This is a genomic window from Parabacteroides sp. AF17-3, from assembly GCF_003635445.1.
Lineage (GTDB): Bacteria > Bacteroidota > Bacteroidia > Bacteroidales > Tannerellaceae > Parabacteroides > Parabacteroides goldsteinii.
The window spans coordinates 325,805-343,451 of the sequence record NZ_QTMM01000002.1; the positions used below are offsets into that span (position 1 = coordinate 325,805).

Annotated in this window: 10 protein-coding genes; 6 read left to right on the plus strand and 4 right to left on the minus strand. The window is 43.6% G+C overall.

Annotation, left to right across the window (positions count from 1 at the left end; genetic code table 11):
- Positions 1 to 81: 81 nt before the first annotated feature.
- Positions 82 to 3,231: a hypothetical protein gene (locus DWW91_RS03585; RefSeq protein ID WP_122326970.1), complete on the minus strand. Its 3,150-nt coding sequence runs from the start codon at positions 3,229 to 3,231 to the stop codon at positions 82 to 84.
- 103 nt (positions 3,232 to 3,334) lie between these two features.
- On the opposite strand from DWW91_RS03585, the gene ribF reads away from it, so the two are divergent.
- From ribF to DWW91_RS03605, 4 genes are read left to right on the plus strand one after another with little or no spacing between them, the layout of a single operon-like run.
- The gene (gene ribF / locus DWW91_RS03590) at positions 3,335 to 4,297 is read left to right on the plus strand and encodes a riboflavin biosynthesis protein RibF (protein ID WP_122326971.1); all 963 of its coding nucleotides are present in this window, start codon (positions 3,335 to 3,337) and stop codon (positions 4,295 to 4,297) included.
- A 36-nt stretch (positions 4,298 to 4,333) separates the two neighbouring features.
- Positions 4,334 to 5,392: a M20 family metallo-hydrolase gene (locus DWW91_RS03595; protein WP_122326972.1), complete on the plus strand. Its 1,059-nt coding sequence runs from the start codon at positions 4,334 to 4,336 to the stop codon at positions 5,390 to 5,392.
- 1 nt (position 5,393) lies between these two features.
- Positions 5,394 to 6,890: an oligosaccharide flippase family protein gene (locus DWW91_RS03600; RefSeq protein WP_122326973.1), complete on the plus strand. Its 1,497-nt coding sequence runs from the start codon at positions 5,394 to 5,396 to the stop codon at positions 6,888 to 6,890.
- Positions 6,887 to 8,533 carry an asparagine synthase C-terminal domain-containing protein gene (locus DWW91_RS03605; protein ID WP_122326974.1) on the plus strand — a complete coding sequence of 549 codons (1,647 nt, stop codon included), beginning with the start codon at positions 6,887 to 6,889 and terminating at the stop codon, positions 8,531 to 8,533. The genes DWW91_RS03600 and DWW91_RS03605 overlap by 4 nt, the downstream gene beginning before the upstream one ends.
- On the opposite strand, the gene DWW91_RS03610 is transcribed toward DWW91_RS03605, so the two are convergent.
- Positions 8,530 to 10,197, minus strand: a complete 1,668-nt coding sequence (locus DWW91_RS03610) for a nucleoside kinase (RefSeq protein WP_122326975.1) — start codon at positions 10,195 to 10,197, stop codon at positions 8,530 to 8,532. The two genes, DWW91_RS03605 and DWW91_RS03610, sit on opposite strands and share 4 nt — an antisense overlap.
- 83 nt (positions 10,198 to 10,280) lie before the next feature.
- On the opposite strand from DWW91_RS03610, the gene DWW91_RS03615 reads away from it, so the two are divergent.
- Both DWW91_RS03615 and DWW91_RS03620 read left to right on the plus strand, forming a co-directional pair.
- Positions 10,281 to 11,972, plus strand: a complete 1,692-nt coding sequence (locus tag DWW91_RS03615; protein WP_122326976.1) for a Na/Pi cotransporter family protein — start codon at positions 10,281 to 10,283, stop codon at positions 11,970 to 11,972.
- Positions 11,973 to 12,023: 51 nt separating this feature from the next.
- The gene (locus DWW91_RS03620; protein ID WP_122326977.1) at positions 12,024 to 13,829 is read left to right on the plus strand and encodes a Na/Pi cotransporter family protein; all 1,806 of its coding nucleotides are present in this window, start codon (positions 12,024 to 12,026) and stop codon (positions 13,827 to 13,829) included.
- A 511-nt stretch (positions 13,830 to 14,340) separates the two neighbouring features.
- Here DWW91_RS03620 and DWW91_RS03630 read toward each other — a convergent pair.
- Positions 14,341 to 15,300 carry a helix-turn-helix domain-containing protein gene (locus DWW91_RS03630; RefSeq protein WP_122326978.1) on the minus strand — a complete coding sequence of 320 codons (960 nt, stop codon included), beginning with the start codon at positions 15,298 to 15,300 and terminating at the stop codon, positions 14,341 to 14,343.
- Between the two features lie 127 nt (positions 15,301 to 15,427).
- The gene (locus DWW91_RS03635) at positions 15,428 to 17,605 is read right to left on the minus strand and encodes a GAF domain-containing sensor histidine kinase (RefSeq protein WP_010800964.1); all 2,178 of its coding nucleotides are present in this window, start codon (positions 17,603 to 17,605) and stop codon (positions 15,428 to 15,430) included.
- Positions 17,606 to 17,647 lie beyond the last annotated feature (42 nt).

Here is a 17,647-nt window from a genome sequence, read left to right on the forward strand (position 1 = left end):
ATCCTCCGATGAATCGGTTTCTTTCCGGTTTCATCGGAGGATATTCTATTTTAAATCAACTTGACAGAGATACCTTATTTTTCAATACCCAACCGTAATCACATGAACAGAAGGGCTATCCAGCACAACAGTGGTTGTCGTTCCTGTTTCTGCATTAAAACAACGGATTGTATCTTTCTCCGTATTCTGTACGGTTACTTTCCAACTGTTACCTTCTTTATTTATGCTTAAAATATCCGTCGTATTACTACCGGGATTAATCGCTAAACCGTTAGCGCAATGAACAGTTTCGATATGATAACGTCTGACATCAACAGGGAATTTCTTTCCGTTATAGACGAAGGTTGCCGTATGTTGCTGTTCAGCACTTTGCCAGTCGGTGTTCAGCAGATAAATCGTGCGATGGTCTTTGTTATCCCAAACAGTAAAACCTACAGACGGAGCAGATTCGATCCAACCGGAGGGAAGTTCCTTGTTCACGGTTTCCGTAGCTAACTCACGCATTGTTTCTTCATACTGGCTTCTCAAAGACGATTCTGCCGGATAAGCAGCTTGCGGGAAGTAGATGATCTTTCCTGATCCGAACGGGATAACGGTCTTTCCATTCAAAGACTTGTAATTATCACCCAACATTTCACGGATGACCGCATCGTTAGTCGGGAACTTTGCCGGTTGGTCGGGTTGAAGTTCGGCATTCAGATGGGCGGCCGTCAGGACAAGCGTTCCGCCGTCAAATACATAGTTGCGGATGCGGAGGAAGTCGCTTTCATCGAAACTGTTCCAACCGAGGAATACCATTGCCTTATATTTATTCATCACATCTTGCGGAGCCTCGATAGGCAGAATGTCGATAGTCCCGTAAGGCGTAGAGGTGAACCAACCGTTAGGACCGCAACCATCCACGATATTATTGGGATAGAAGACTTTCAGGAGGTCAAAACTTTCCGTTGCCTTATTAAATTGCCACTTGTCACCCTTCTGTGACCATAAGCTGCCGCGACCGAACGATTTCCAGGCATCATTCCTTCCCTGGATAACAGCGACGTTACTTTTCAATTCGCCGCGACGGGTATGTGTTTCTATGAAATCCAGCACACGATGCTGTGCATATAAATGCTCTTTGCCCGATTGGGAATAACGGTCGTTGGCATACTCGTCCAACCACAAGGCTTCTTCCGTATTCATATGGGAAGAACCATGCATATAGGCTACGGCAAGCGACATATACAAACGTAAAGAATGTTTCGGGTCGGTAAAAGGTCCTGAACCCCATTGCATAGCATGCAACGTTCCGAAATCCCGCTTGCTGTAAGCACGTGAAGCACCGCGCAATGAAGACAGGATAATTTCTTCAGGACCGTACATCTGCTCGGCTCCCAACCAGTTATAGCCTGCCTGATATAAATAACGGAACAACGTGGAAGGACCTGTATGGCGGCTACTCTCTCCTTTTGAGTAACGGAAATTCTCAACCAGCTTGCGGGCACCGTCGGCCATATCCTTGACACCATACGGGTCATAATGGATAAAGGTTCCGTGGTCAGTATAAATCGGGCGATGTTTAGCAAAAATACCGCCGTAAGGACGGTTACGGGCAGCCATATCCGAGAAGACTCCCTGATACAGGAAATGTTGCCAGTAATAATAACCGCCGTCATTTTCGTGCGCCTGCTTTCCGCGGAACATCGGGGAAGCCAATGTTTCCAAATCCGGATTGATACGTTTACCGGCCAATGTACGGCCTTCTACCTGCCAGGCATAAGGAACCCGGAGCTTATTCAGCAAACCGGTATAATGACGGATAACTTCGGGACGGGCAACGCGGAAACCGCTCCACTGATAGGAAGGACGGAACTGATACCAGTTTCCGACCCGCTGGGAGATATACCATTTAAAGAAATAATCATAAGGCGCATATTCCTTATCTATATAAATCTCATCCCCGGAAGAAATGTAAACCTCATCCGGTTCCTTTTCTATTATCTGACGAATTGTTACTTCCGCTTTACGGCTTCCGTCATCAAAAATCATCGGAACGGCGGAAGCATAATTGCCGGCACGAAACTCAATCACGTGCAAACCTGTTTCTTTTAATACCACTTCCTGAGACGCCGGGATAACAGAAGACGGAGCCTGTACCTTCAAACGGACATCCGGCTTATTCGTTTCTACCAGTACACCGAAAGCCGCTCCGGCAGAAACATATTCAGGCACGGAAACAACTTCAAAATCACGGGCACTCTCTTCGATAATCTCCAGCGAACGGAGTTCATAAGAATACGCTGCACGGTTATCCTCTTTGAGCAAAGTCAGTTTCAAATCGCCGTTACCCTGCACGGATGCAGGCAGAAGGATATAAAAGTCCGCTATATCAGAAGCTCTGTCGAAAATATTTCCTTCGTAAACAGTCGTACCGTTGAAATCCAGTTTCCAACGCGGCCAGCTGCGGGTAGAAAGGTTACAACCGGTCCAGTAGTTATAATCGTCTGTCTTATCGGCAAACTTAGCAAAAGGTATGGAGCAGACCTGTTTCTTGTTCTGCACCAACCGGGGTGCCTCCACCCAGCACTCACCGCTGAAATGAGTTCCCCCGATACGTAAAAAGGCACATGCGACGTTATCAGGAAGCACGAATGTTTGCGTTACTTGTTGATATTTGCCGGAGCCTGCGGGTACCGGGAAGTAAAGCAGCGAATCCGGGCAGTCGTAAATATCGTCTTTATAGCGTCCTGGCTTTTTATAAAACAATTCTATCTGTACACCAAAGTCACCACCCGCAGAAACGGACAGGTCCTGACGTTTCACAACCGGCAAAGTCACCGTCAGTTCACCGGGTTTCAGCAAGTCACCCGAAATACGGTAATAGGCATGCCGCTCGAAGTTATTATCTTCTCCTTTAAAATATAAGGAATACTTATCTTTCTTCACATGGACGGAATCCAGATTGTCGTCGATATAAAATTCCGACCGCCTGAACATTTCCTCTCCCCTTTTTTCAAAAGGAGCCGGCATTTTTACTCCGCCGACAACACGAAGGAGTCTACGTACAGGATAGGCTTCCTGTTTAAACGAAACTGTTTCGGAAACACTGCTTCCGGGAGTTAACAAATGAACCTTTTCACCACCGGAAGGTGTGAAAATCACCGTTCTGTTCTCAGTCTGCACACCATCGGCAAAGAGATAGGAGACGGATAAAAGCTGGCAAATCAGAAGATAAAAGACTTTTTTCATAACTAATACTCAGAGATGTCTGTTAATAAATCAGGTCAAATGTACGACTAATTTCCATTGGTTTTATGTACTTTTGCCTTTTCATTGAATGAATAGAAAGAAAATGATCGTTATCAGAGATACGAATTTATTAAAAGGGAAAAGACTGGTTGCCACCATCGGTTTCTTCGACGGAGTTCATCTGGGACATCGGTTCCTGATCAATGAACTGAAGGAAGTCGCGAAGACGAAAGGCCTGCCTTCGGCCGTTATTACCTTTCCGGAGCATCCGCGTGCCGTATTGCATTCGGATTATCAGCCCAAATTACTTAATTCATTTGAGGAAAAACTGGAACAACTGGCTACCACCGGCATAGATTACTGCATCGTCCTCGACTTCACGGTGGAGCTATCCCGCCTAACGGCACAGGAATTTATCAGTTCCATACTGGCGGAGAAATTACATGTAGCCGCCTTACTGATCGGTTATGACCATCGTTTCGGCCATGACCGGAAAGACGGTTTTGAGCAGTATGTTATTTATGGAGCAGTCTGCGGGATGGAAGTTATCAAAGCATCGCCTTACGACGAAGGACGTACGGCTGTAAGTTCTTCCGAAATCAGGAAATTATTGACAGACGGTAATGTAGAAGATGCCGGCCGGTTACTCACCTACCCTTATCAATTGCGGGGAACGATTGTAAACGGCTACAAAGTCGGCCGAAAACTGGGATTTCCAACAGCCAATATACAGGTGGACGAACCTTTTAAAATTGTACCGGGGATCGGGGTTTATGCAGTGTGGGTCTATCTGAAAGGAGAGAAATATAAAGGGATGCTCTACATCGGCGACCGTCCTACGCTTCAGAATGGCGACAATATTACACTGGAAGTGAATATACTGGACTTCTCCGGAGATATCTATAATAATGAAATAACTGTTGCGTTTATATATTATGTACGGGGGGATGTCAAATTTAATTCCCTGGAAAAACTGATAGAACAACTCGGACATGACAGGGAGACGGTGGACAGGCTATTGACGGAATGTGACACACACCCTGCCCCCTCTCAAGAGGGGAATTGAGATACAACCGGTAACAAAATTCAATAATCTGAATAGATGGAACTTTACTACGAAGCAATAGATACTTTGAAAGGGATGATCAGCCGTCCCTCTTTCAGCCGGGATGAAGCGGCTGTAGCCGACTTTTTACAACAGACATGGCAAGCTGCAGGACATACGGTACACCGTAAAGGGAATAATCTATGGATCGTTTCTCCCGGTTTCGACCTGAATAAACCAACACTGTTGCTGAACTCACATATCGACACCGTAAAACCGGCCTCCGGCTGGACGAAAGACCCTTTCAATCCCGAAGAGAGCGAAGATGAAAAGTTATACGGCCTGGGCAGCAATGACGCCGGAGCAAGCGTTGTTTCCCTGTATTCGGCTTTCACACTACTGACCGGTAAAGAACAGGCTTATAATCTGATTTTCCTGGCATCCTGCGAGGAGGAAGTATCAGGAAAGAACGGATTGGAAAGTGCACTGGCAGACCTTCCGCCCATCGCTTTTGCCATCGTCGGAGAACCGACCGGCATGCAGCCAGCCGTTGCCGAAAAAGGGTTGATGGTCCTTGATTGCGTAGCAACCGGAAAAGCTGGTCATGCTGCCCGTAATGAAGGAATCAATGCTATCACATTGGCTATAAAAGATATTGAATGGTTCAACACCTATCAGTTTCCGGAGAAGAGTGATTTCCTCGGACCGGTAAAAATGAGCGTTACAATTATCCATGCCGGCACACAACACAACGTTGTTCCCGACCGCTGCGAATTCACGGTCGATATACGTACAAATGAATTTTACCCCAATGAAAAACTGTTCGAGCTGATCAAAGAGCAAGTGAAATGTGAGGTAAAAGCACGCAGTTTCCGTTTGAACTCAACCCGTACGGAACTGGATCACCCGTTTGTACAAAGAGCCATCATGATGGGAAAAGAGCCGTTCGGTTCGCCCACGCTCAGCGACCAGGCACTCATGCCGTTCCCTTCCGTCAAGATAGGCCCGGGAAACTCCGCCCGTTCGCATGCGGCAGACGAGTATATCGGCCTGATGGAGATCAGGGAGGCGATCGATACGTATGTCCGTTTACTGGATAATCTTCAAATAACGTAAAATGACAGGATTGATAGGAGATAAAAGGAATATCGTACAAGCCTTCTGGCTAGGCTTCGGTAAACTTAGTTCTTTTGCCCTGGCATTTATCAGCGCAGCAATATTATCCCGTTTTCTCACAAAGGAAGATTATGGAACATACAAACAGGTGATGTATATTTATGCTTCCTTCTCTCTTATATTTGCTGCCGGACTGCCGGAAACACTGACTTACTTTTTACCCAAACTAACCAAGAGTGAAGGGAAACATCTTATCAATCGGTTCGAAACAGCTTTCATTCTGTTAGGACTTATTTTCTCTTTATCTTTATATTTCGGATCTCCTCTGATTGCTTCCATACTAAAAAACCCCGCTTTGGATGAGGCTCTTAAAATATATGCCCCGATCCCGCTCCTGTTATTACCTACTTTTGCGATGGAAAGCATTTATATGTGTGAACAGAAAAGTTATTACCTGGCAATGTACACAGTCATTTCCAGGATTACAATCTTATGCTGCATCACTCTTCCCGTAATCTTTTATAAAGCAAACTGCCTGGTTGCACTCCAGGGATTGGTTGTTTCATCCTTTTGTATGTTGATAGTAGCCTTTTTTCTTATCTATAAACCATACAGAGGCTTTATTCCCCAAAAATCGACCTTGCATATCCGGGATGTTGTTTATTATGCCATTCCATTAATGAGTGCAGATCTTTCACTGATGTTATTCACCGCTGCCGACCAGTTTTTCATCAGTCGTTATTTCGGAGAAGTTGTCTTTGCCGAATTTGCCAATGGCTTCATCCAGTTTCCTTTAGCCACCATGGTATCAGGGTCTGTATTGACAGTCCTTATACCGTTATTCTCCAAAGTCAATACTCCAAAAGGATTCGAAGAAGCAATCCAATCATGGCAGAACGCAATAAAAAAGACTTGTTTATTATTATATCCGCTACTGACATTCTGCTTATTCTTTGCTACAGAAATTGTCGTTTTCATCTACGGAAAAGATTATGCGAACTCCGCAATCTATTTCCGGATCATATTGTTAAGTAATTTCATCAACGTATATCCTTTTCTACCTATTTTGCTGGCACTTAGAAAGTTGAAAGTATATTCTTCTTTTTACTTCTTATCAGCCATATCCATATGGGTGTCCGAAGCTATTGCCATATATCTTTATCCCTCGCCGGTAACAATCGCCTGGGTTTCCATAGCAAATACAATCTTACTCGTTATCGCCTTTTATATCTATATAAAATATAAATTGCACATCACTGTGTTTACTAAAAATATCCTGCAATTCCTTGGTAAAGCGATTATCCACTCTGCCGTTGTACTTACTATAATTCAATACACTGTTTATCCTTTTGTAAAATCATACCCGCCATTAATAATTCTGATGATTACATTTATGGCATTCTATGTGCTACTCATATTAAGCAGTAAATTATTCAAATTAGACTATTGGGCGGTTATTGCCCCATTGTTTCATTCATTAACGAATAAAAAATCATGAATACTCAGATTAAATTATATCGTAACAACTGGACAACAGGGAACTCAGTTCATACTATAGGATGGGCTTCCAGGCAGAATAAATGCTATTCGGGAGAAGAGTTTCATCAACAGATTATTTCTCTCGTCAACAAGGATACATTCGATATGGAAGAAGCCGGCAGACTGATTAATGAACTAAACGGTAGTTTTGCCCTGATCATTGAATGTAATGAAAAAATATATCTGATAGCAGACCGGACCCGATCATATCCGATACTTTATACAACAATAAACGGAGTTACTTACATTACAGATGATCTTTTGTCCCTATTCCGCGACTATAAGATCCAACCGGAAGTGGATCTCCGCCAGGCAGAAATATTCCTTTTATCCAGTCTGGCTTGGGGTGAACATACAGTATTCAAAGATATTTACGGAATACAAGCCTCAGAAATCGTACAACTATCCGGGCAAGAACCGGAAATTAAACGTAAACGTTATTTCATATACAAATTGAATACGACGGACAAACAGCACCTTATTCCAACTGAAGAGGCTAAGAAACAGAATATCATTTTTACACATATTTTCCAAAGAATGCTGGACAGTGCCCCCAATGTGCACAATTGGGTCATACCTCTCAGTGGAGGACATGATTCTCGCATGGTAATCAACCAGATGCATAAACTTGGAGTTAAGAATATTATCTGTTTCACATATGGAGAAGCCGGCAACCGCCAGTCTTCATTAAGTAAACAAGTTGCGGAGGCACTGGGATACCCTTGGTATTATGTGGAATACAACGCAGAAAAATGGGGAAAACTCCGGAAAAGCGCAGACTTTAATAATTATTTCGACTTTGCTTTTAATGGAGTGAGCAATCCGCATATTCAAGACTTATTAGCAGTATCCGAATTAAAAAGTAAGGGTATTCTGCATCCTGACGATATTTTTGTACCAGGACATACGTACGATTTCATCACCGGCTCCCAATGCCTGAGAGGTATCAGTGAAATTAAATCAGCCAAAGGCATTATCGATTATTTAAAATATAGCTTCAACCAATGGAGTTACAAACAGCGCAGCCCTGTTCTATATGAAGAACTTCTGGATATGATGAACCACACACCGCTTCCTCCCAACAATTTTACAGAGTATTATATGTGGCAGGAATGGCACTGCAAATTCCTGCTAAACAGCGTACGTGTATACGAATACTTTGGCTTCGACTGGAGGACACCGTTATGGGACCAGGAATTGGTAACGTATTGGCAGTCGCTACATCTGGATTATAAACTATATCGTAATTTTCTATATAAATGCGAACAAGACGGACTGTATGAAGAGCCTTTGCTATCCATTCCGTTTGATTACCGGATGAACCCGGAGATCAGCCTTATGAAAAGAGTTATGCAACTGATACCATATTCACTGATCCGGGTTATAAAACATCATATCCGTCCAAAAGCACTGCATTTGGATGACGGATTATATCATGTATACGCTCATCAGGCACCAACACTCACGGACATTGTTCCTTACAACCGTTTTCCGAAGGAGTTACGCTATTATCTGGCTCCTTACGTCAACCGTCCGCTTTGCTGGTTTCCGGACAACGACAACAACAGTCTGTATGCATTAAGAAATATATTCATTTCTTAATACCGGAAACTTCCTCCCCCCAGGAACTCGCGTAAAAGCGAAGTGCCGGGCAGGCCGACGTCCGGAATATAATTAAAGTAACGGAGGAAACGCAACAGGCGGTAGGCTTCTGCGTTTTCTTCATCGCTCTCACGTACTTCGGCCAGGATCGGTTCGGCAAATTTGCGCAAAGCCGCCAACTCATACAGCATGGCACTGTTGAACATGGCATCCGCATTTTCCTGATAAGGGAAAATCCATTTGTCCTCTCCCCGGCGCACACTCGGCCAGCGGGCAATCGTGTCTTTGGCCGAATAACCGCGGAAACGGTAATCACGAATGATACGACGCAACAGACGGTTATCGGTAGTCGGTATCCAGTTATGGTTATCCAAAGAGATGGATGTCAGGACGGAAACATACACCCGGTATTTATATATGTCTTCGATCATGGATGTCAGTTCCGGATTCAACGCATGGATACCTTCAATCACCAGGACTGAATTTTCACGCATCTTCAGTTTCTTACCTTTATAGATACGTTTACCCGTACCGAAATCAAAAGTAGGCACTTCTATTTCTTTCCCCGCCAACAAATCCTTCATCTCGCTGTTAAAATAAGGCAGATCGAGGGCATAAAGCGATTCAAAATCATAATCGCCCGTCTCGTCTTTCGGCGTATCTTCCCGGTTGAGGAAATAATCATCGAGCGAAATAGCCACAGGATGGATCAGATTCGTTATCAACTGGACTTCCAAACGCTTACAGAAAGTTGTCTTTCCGGAAGACGAAGGTCCCGAGATCAGAACAATACGGACACCTTCTTCATATCTCTTCGCAATCTCTTCCGCAATCTTGGCTACCTGTTTTTCCTGCATTGCTTCCGAAACCATTATAATTTCGGAAGTATGCCCCTTCTCGATAGCCCGGTTCAGGTCGCCCACATTATTCAAATCCAGTGTGCGCTGCAAAGTCAGATGCTCTTTATAAGCCTCGAACATCTTATCCTGCGTGATAGCCGGCTCCAGTTCCAGCGGATTACTTCTCTTCGGTATCTGGAGCAACACCCCGTCGAAATACGGAACGATATCGAACAACTGGATATAACCGGTGGAAGGCGTCAGGCAGCCATAAAAGAAATTGATATAGCCATCCAGTTCATAATACGAAGTGTAAGGCATCCCGGCAGTCTCGATCAGACGCGCCTTGTCATTCATTCCCCGTTCACGGAAAAGGACAGCCGCATCCACCGTCCGGACTGTTTTATGCAGGAAAGGCAGATCAGCATCGATAATTTCACGCATACGCTTCTTGATCTTGTCGATTGTTTCAAGATCGATCTTTTTGCCATTATGGATTACACAGTAGTAACCTTTCGATATCGGATGTTCCAAATTTAATGTTGCGGAAGGCAACACGTCATTAACCGCCTTTGAGAAAATATGACAAAGGGAACGGACATACGTACGCAACCCGGAAAGCTGTGTATAATCCACAAACTCAACATCTTTCGGATGCCAGCAATGGAAATTCAGGCCTTCTACCTTGTTATTCACTTTTGCATTCATCGGGCGGTAACGCAGAGGCGCCCCCATCATCGTATAAATATCCAATAAAGAGGAGCCGATTGGTACCTCTTTATAAGTATTGTTATTTTTGCAATAAATTGTGATTGTTTCAGACATATTATATCAGTTATTATTTGTAGTTTTGCTGCCTAAAGTTAGGAATATTAATCGGATATACTTCCAGGTATAACTATTTTTTGATGGATAATACAATTTTTACCGTACTTAAACTGCTCGGCTCGCTGGCTCTTTTGATGTACGGAATGAAAGTTATGAGTGAAGGTCTCCAGAAGTTAACAGGAGATCGTTTGCGTAATATCCTGGGCGCCATGACTACAAACCGGTTTACCGGATTGCTCACGGGAGCATTCGTTACAGCCGCTGTCCAGTCATCCACCGCTACCACCGTTATGACCGTTAGTTTCGTAAACGCCGGTCTTCTTACCTTGACACAAGCTATATCCGTTATTATGGGAGCCAATATAGGGACGACAGTCACTGCGTGGATTATGTCTGTCTTCGGTTTCCAGTTTAATATGTCCAATGTCATTTATCCCCTGTTTGCATTATCCCTCCCCTTAATATTCTCTAAAAAAAGCGGACGCAAGTCATTCGGTGAATTCGTTTTCGGGTTCGCTTTTATGTTTTTAGGACTAACGACTTTGAGGGAGAATGCGATGCACATGGACCTGGAACACAATCAGGTACTCCTGTCTTTTATCGCATCCTGCAAGGAATGGGGAATGTTTTCCGTGTTGTTGTTCCTGCTGATCGGAGGCATTATAACAATGGCGGTACAGTCGTCGGCGGCCGTTATGGCTATTACATTAATATTATGTTCAAGCGGCGTATTAGACCTGTATCTGGGTATTGCGCTGGTGATGGGAGAGAACATCGGAACAACGGTAACCTCCAATATCGCGGCTCTCACCGGAAATGCACAGGCACGAAGGGCGGCATTTGCCCATTTCATATTCAACTTTTTCGGGATTATCTGGGTGCTCTGCATCTTCCACCCGTTTATCGACGCTGTAACGAATCTTGTCAATTACCTTGCTCCCAATACGCCCAAAGACATTGCTATCACCTATATGTTATCGGCGTTCCATACCGCATTTAACATTTGCAACGTATTGATATTAATATGGTTCATTAAACCGATTGAACGATTGGTTTGTTTAGTGATCAAATCAAAGCCGGAAGACGAAGAGTACCGCCTGCGTTACATCACAGGAGGTTTGCTTTCTACCGCTGAATTGTCTATTCTGCAAGCGAATAAGGAGATATCCCTTTTTGCCGAACGGACAACACGCATGTTCAGCATGGTAAAAGATGTGTTTTACGAGAAGGACGAGGACACCTTCATGAAAACGTATAACCGGATTGAAAAATACGAGAACATCAGCGACCATATGGAGATAGAGATAGCCAACTATCTTACCCTCGTTGCAGAAGGCCGCCTGAGTTCGGAAAGTAAAGAAGAAATCCGTATCATGCTACGTGCCGTATCGGAAATAGAAAGTATTGCCGACTCCTGTAACAATCTGGCTCGTACCATCAAACACAGGAATGAAGGGAAGTCTGTCTTTACCGACAAACAGAACCACAACATAGACAAGATTTTCGAACTGGTGACGAAATCGTTGTATCAGATGAACTCGATACTGAAAAAGCCGGAGTTGACGCACGACGACATCAACCCGTCTTACAATATCGAAAACGAAATAAACAATTATCGCAACCTGTTGAAACAACATAATGTAGAAGATATCAATAATAAGGAATACCAGTATCAGGACGGGGTATATTATATGGATATCGTCAGCGAAGCTGAAAAGCTGGGAGATTATGTCCTGAATGTTGTACAGGCTGTTATAGAGAAGAAAATATAAGTATGCATACATTCATTTTAATCGGATATTTATCCACTTAAATTTATATAAATGGACTATTCTTTTTTTGATTTTCTTACGCTTGTAGGAGCATTAGGTATGTTCCTATACGGAATGAAAGTAATGAGTGAAGGTCTGCAAAAAGTCGCAGGAGACAAGTTACGCAGCATTCTCTCGGTAATGACGACTAACCGATTTACAGGTGTTCTGACCGGGATTCTGATCACAGCACTCATTCAGTCATCAAGTGCCACTACCGTGATGGTTGTCAGTTTCGTTAATGCGGGACTTCTGACGCTAACCCAGTCAATCAGCGTCATCATGGGAGCCAACGTCGGTACGACGGTTACGGCATGGATCATCTCCCTCTTCGGATTTAAAGTCGACATCAGTGTCTTCTCCCTGCCACTCATCGGATTATGTATTCCGCTGATCTTCTCCGGCAAGAGCAGACGAAAATCATGGGGTGAATTTTTAATGGGTTTTGCTTTCCTCTTCATGGGGCTATCCTATCTGAAATCTTCAGTACCCGACTTGCAAAGCAATCCTCAAATCCTTTCTTTCTTACAAGATTATACCTCTTTGGGATATCCTTCCCTCCTTATATTTCTCCTTTTAGGAACCATTCTTACAGTTATCGTTCAATCATCCAGTGCTACCGTTGCCATCACATTGATTATGTGTACGCAGGGATGGATTCCTTTCGAGATGGCGGCAGCCATGGTACTGGGAGAAAATATCGGAACAACCATTACAGCGAATATTGCAGCTATTTCGGCAAACGTTTCGGCCCGGCGTGCTGCAATCGCCCACCTGATGTTTAACGTATTCGGGGTATGTTGGGTGATGGCGCTGTTCTATCCGTTCACCAGCATGATCACCTGGATCGTTACAAACTATGGCCCGGGCGACCCGAACGAGATGACGCAGTTCCTGAGCACACTCGATCCGAAGACGATCTCCCTGATCACTTCCAGCGCGCAGATCACAGACCCGCACCTGCTCGCTTTGCAAAAGCAATTACTCACATTACAGGTATCCGTTTCCTACGGCCTTTCCCTGTTCCATACCGTATTCAATATAACAAACGTTTGTATCATGATCTGGTTCGTGAAGTTCTACGTATATGTTTGTTCAGCCCTGATCAAACCGAAGAACGTAAGCGACGAAGAAGAGTTCCAGTTGAAATATATTCCTTCCGGTATGCTCTCCACTTCCGAGTTATCATTGATGCAGGCGAAGAAAGAGATTGCCGTATTCGGAGAACGTACACAACGTATGTTCGGCATGGTTAAAGACCTGTTCTATGAGAAAAACGAAGACAACTTCCTGAAGATATACAGTCGCATCGAAAAGTACGAGAACATCAGTGACCGTATGGAAATCGAGATTGCCAACTATCTGACATTCGTTGCTGAAGGACGCCTGAGTTCTGAAGGTAAGGAAGAGATCCGTATCATGTTGCGTACCGTGACGGAAATAGAAAGTATCGCCGACTCGTGCAACAACCTGGCACGTGGTATCAGACGCCGCAACGAAGGCAAATCCGAGTTTACCGACGAGCAGAACCACAACATCGACCAGATGTTCGCCCTGCTTGAAAAGGCCCTAACCCGGATGAATGAAATCCTCCACATGCAGGAAGTCGTTCACGACGATATCAACCAGTCTTACAACATTGAAAACGAAATCAACAATTATCGCAACCAGTTGAAGATACACAATATGGAAGATGTCAACAATAAGAAATACCAGTATCAGGACGGTGTTTATTATATGGACCTTGTCGGTGAATCCGAAAAACTGGGTGACTATGTATTAAATGTAGTACAGGCCGTTATCGAAAAGAAAATATAACCATAAACTTTTATGGTTACCAAGTAAAAGCTCTTTCTGTTTATCCGGGAAGGGCTTTTTCATTATCCAATAGTCTCGGAAAGAAAACTACCTTATTCTTCATAGTATCATATATTATGATACAACATTCTCATAATATATGCGATTATAATATCATAATATATGATACTTCAAATTCCTTATAGAGTAATCCCATATAGGTCAGGAGAGAAGTAAACAGGGAGAGTGGCAAAGAGAAGGAAAGGTCTATAAACAATTAAAGCCTGTCTCACGACAAGCCCTAACCAACTTTGTTAACCTTAAATCTAATACTATTATGAAAAAACCACAATGCAAAGATAAGGCTGTAGCAAGCCTTTGTCAAGTCTTTTACAGACAATATATGTTAAGCCATCCGGGCATTGTAGCTAAAAATTGTTTTAGAACACAAAACTTTATACAATACAGACAAAAACTGCTAATTTTAACAGTTAAAAGGGGCGTTTTCCACCCTTTTAGCCCCCTGCAAAACTTATAGCATATCTACTATCCGCCGCTGCTCTTCAAAAAAGACGATACGGTCTTTCTCTCCGCTTCGGGAGATCAGGGTAGAAGTACGGATCAGGGATTGCATCCACTGCTTCATCCGTTGGAATATAGCTTCGTCAGGAGATGTCGCGTCGTTCAGTGTGAAAGATTTAAGCATCGTCAGATGGCAATGTTGCGTTTCCACATAACTGTAACTGGTTTCAAAGTTAACACTGCTGACAAAAAAATGGATATTCTTGCCTTCCTTCCAGAAACCTCTGGCAGCCAAAGTCTCCAGATCATCAATAAAGATCATCAGTTCCTTCTTCAGGACATTTATCTCCTCCCGGGTAATCAGGTAGATGCTGGCAAAATATTTAATATCATTCACCAGGTACAGGAATGTCATGCTATCCATTATATGGTACGCATTGGCTGCCTGGCAAACCTCCGTTACAATCTCGCTGTTAATCAGTTGCAGCCGGACAGGTGGTTCAATCTGGCTGTACCGGGCAGGCATAACATTCCCACATTGATAAATCCATTTGAACAGGTAAAACCGATAAATATGTCTGTAGCCTAACACCAACGACTGAGGAAGAATATTCAACGCCCCGCCCACTTCTGAATTCGGATCATCCTTGAGATACCTCAACTCATTCACAAAGTTTTCGAGCATCTCATAATCCTCTTCGCTCGGATTCAGGAAGTTTACCATTTTCATCTGGAACGGCCTGCTCTTACCCGAAGAACAGCCAATGATATGATCCAACGAAATATCCAGCTTGGCAGCAATGGTAGCAATTTCGAAGATGGTAAAAGGGACATCGCCTCTCAACCGACGATAAACGGCTTCCTTTTCCAGCATCAGAAGGTCGGCCAACTTATTTGTCAGCACGCCTCGTCCCGGAAACTTGTCTTTAATAGCCGTTACAAGATTTTCATATAACAGGTCATTTTTCATACATAATCGTTTTTCAAATTTGGTCTTAGTTCCCGGCGTCTGTCCTAAAAACACGTTCTGTTTCCGACAAATATATGCAAAAACTTTTGATTATGTAGCTCTTATACCTGTTTCCTTTCTTTCTTTTTTATTCACAAGGCAGTGTAAACCAGAACCTTGAACCCACGCCAGGCGTTGAATCCACACCGATCTCACCGCGTAAGGCATTGACGATCGTTTTACAAATAGACAAGCCTAAACCAGTACCTTGCTTGAAAGAATCGACTTTGGTAAACCGTTCGAAAATCGTTTCGATATGCCTGGCTGAAATACCGATACCGGTGTCGCTGACTTCAAACAAGACATGATCCTCTTCCACACGATAGGAAAGGGTGATAGATCCTTGTTCGGTAAACTTGATGGCATTCGACAGTAAGTTGGAGACCACTTGCGTAACTCGCTTGGGGTCGGTATGGAGTATTTTGTCCGGCAAAGCATTCAGGTCGCACCGCATAGAGACGCCTTCCTGGACTTTCAGGGAATGTACTTTATATTGTTCTGCACATATTTCCTTTATATTGACATCTGCCAGCGAATAATCCATCATTCCCGATTCGATCTTTGAGAAATCAAGGATATCGGTGACCAGACGAAGAAGCAGGTCGCAATTTGTATTGATAATCTTCACATATTCATCCTTTCCCTCTTCATCATCCATTTCAGCAATGATACCGGAGAAACCGACAATGGCATTCAAAGGCGTACGGATCTCATGGCTCATATTGGCCAGAAACGTAGATTTCAGCATATCTGCCTCACGGGCCTTTTGCATTTCCAGTTCATTCTTACGCGATTCGTCACGGGCCTGCTGCAAATTCTCTTCCAGCAGTTTCTCTCCCGTTATGTCCGTTATATAACAAACGACTTTGCTGGGATGCCCGTCTTTATTGATTTTGTGCGCCTGGGCATTTATACGAATCCATGTGGGAACCGTCCGGACAAACATTTTACATACAAAACTACAATTATCAGTCTCTCCGCGGATAACCTGCAAAAGAGGTCCCATATCATTCCCGGGGATAGAACTGAATTGCCCCAAATCCCACAACTCCTGAATAGACAGATAATTATGTGTCTTCAGATAATTGAACAAAGGATTTGAACTGGAATGGTCATTCAACACAGGGTCTATATACAGTTCATCCTCCTCCACACTATACTCACCGACTATTGAACGACCGGACAACAGAACGGCTTTCAAAATAGCCAGGTTGTTACGGGTCTGTTCCGCTTTAAGTTGCATATCCGTGTTATCTGAAATGATTAGCAGGTATCCGACCAGCCCGAACTCCGGATCATTCAGTCCTATTCCCTTTATCTGAAGATATTTGACCTGGTCTACGAAAGCCGATGGATAATAGCTGGTATTCTGTATGATACTAAAATCATAGACGAATGGAAAACTAAACGCCCGTCCGCTCTTTATCCCCTTCAGTATTTTCTCCGGAATAGCCGGGTTCCTGAAAAGATTAATGCCTAAAAGATCTTTGCGGGCAGAGCCGAAAATACGGGCATCAGCCTCATTGAGATCGATCAGGTAACCTTCGGAGTCATATAGTTCCACCCCGATAGGCAAATTATTGAAGAACTGTTTAAATTTGATGCTGAGTTCCGCCAAATGTTTCCTCGATTCTTCCAGGCTGGCTTGTGTCTCCCGACGTTCGATGATCAGGGAAAAGATACTTGCTATAATATGTAAGTCTTCGATTTCCGTAGCAGTCCAGAAACGTTGTACACGAACAGAATCAAAACCAATAAACCCCTGTATTTTATTATGGAAAGAAAGCGGAATAATAAGCATGGATTTCAGGTGCTGCAACTCAAACAGCTTTTTATCCGTTTCCGCTTCCGGAGGCAGGTCGCTCATGCTGCACATGACGATATCACGTCCGTCCTTTACTGTTTCCATGATCCAGGGGATAGTCTCGTCCGTCAGTTCCGAATGGTTCTCTTTGGGGACTTCCACCCATTCGCTCATCACTTCGTAAGGGAAATAGGCTGTCCGCCCGTCTTTTTCAAAAATAGCTACATATCCCCAGTCTGCATTGAAAAAGTTCAGGAGCAAACTCATGGCCTTCTCTATCGGCTGGCGTTCTTCATTAAACAGCAATACAAGTACCTCGGAAATAATACGCTTGATATTGGAAGCTTCAGCAAAAGAACTGCCGGTATCGGCCTTCCGTTCATTGTCACGTGCTTCTAATAATAGTATCAGTTCCTCTTTGGATAATCGGTTATATTTGTTCTTTGTTAGTGTTGACATCATATGGTAATTCTTTATAAACGCAAAAATATTGAATAGTTTTGA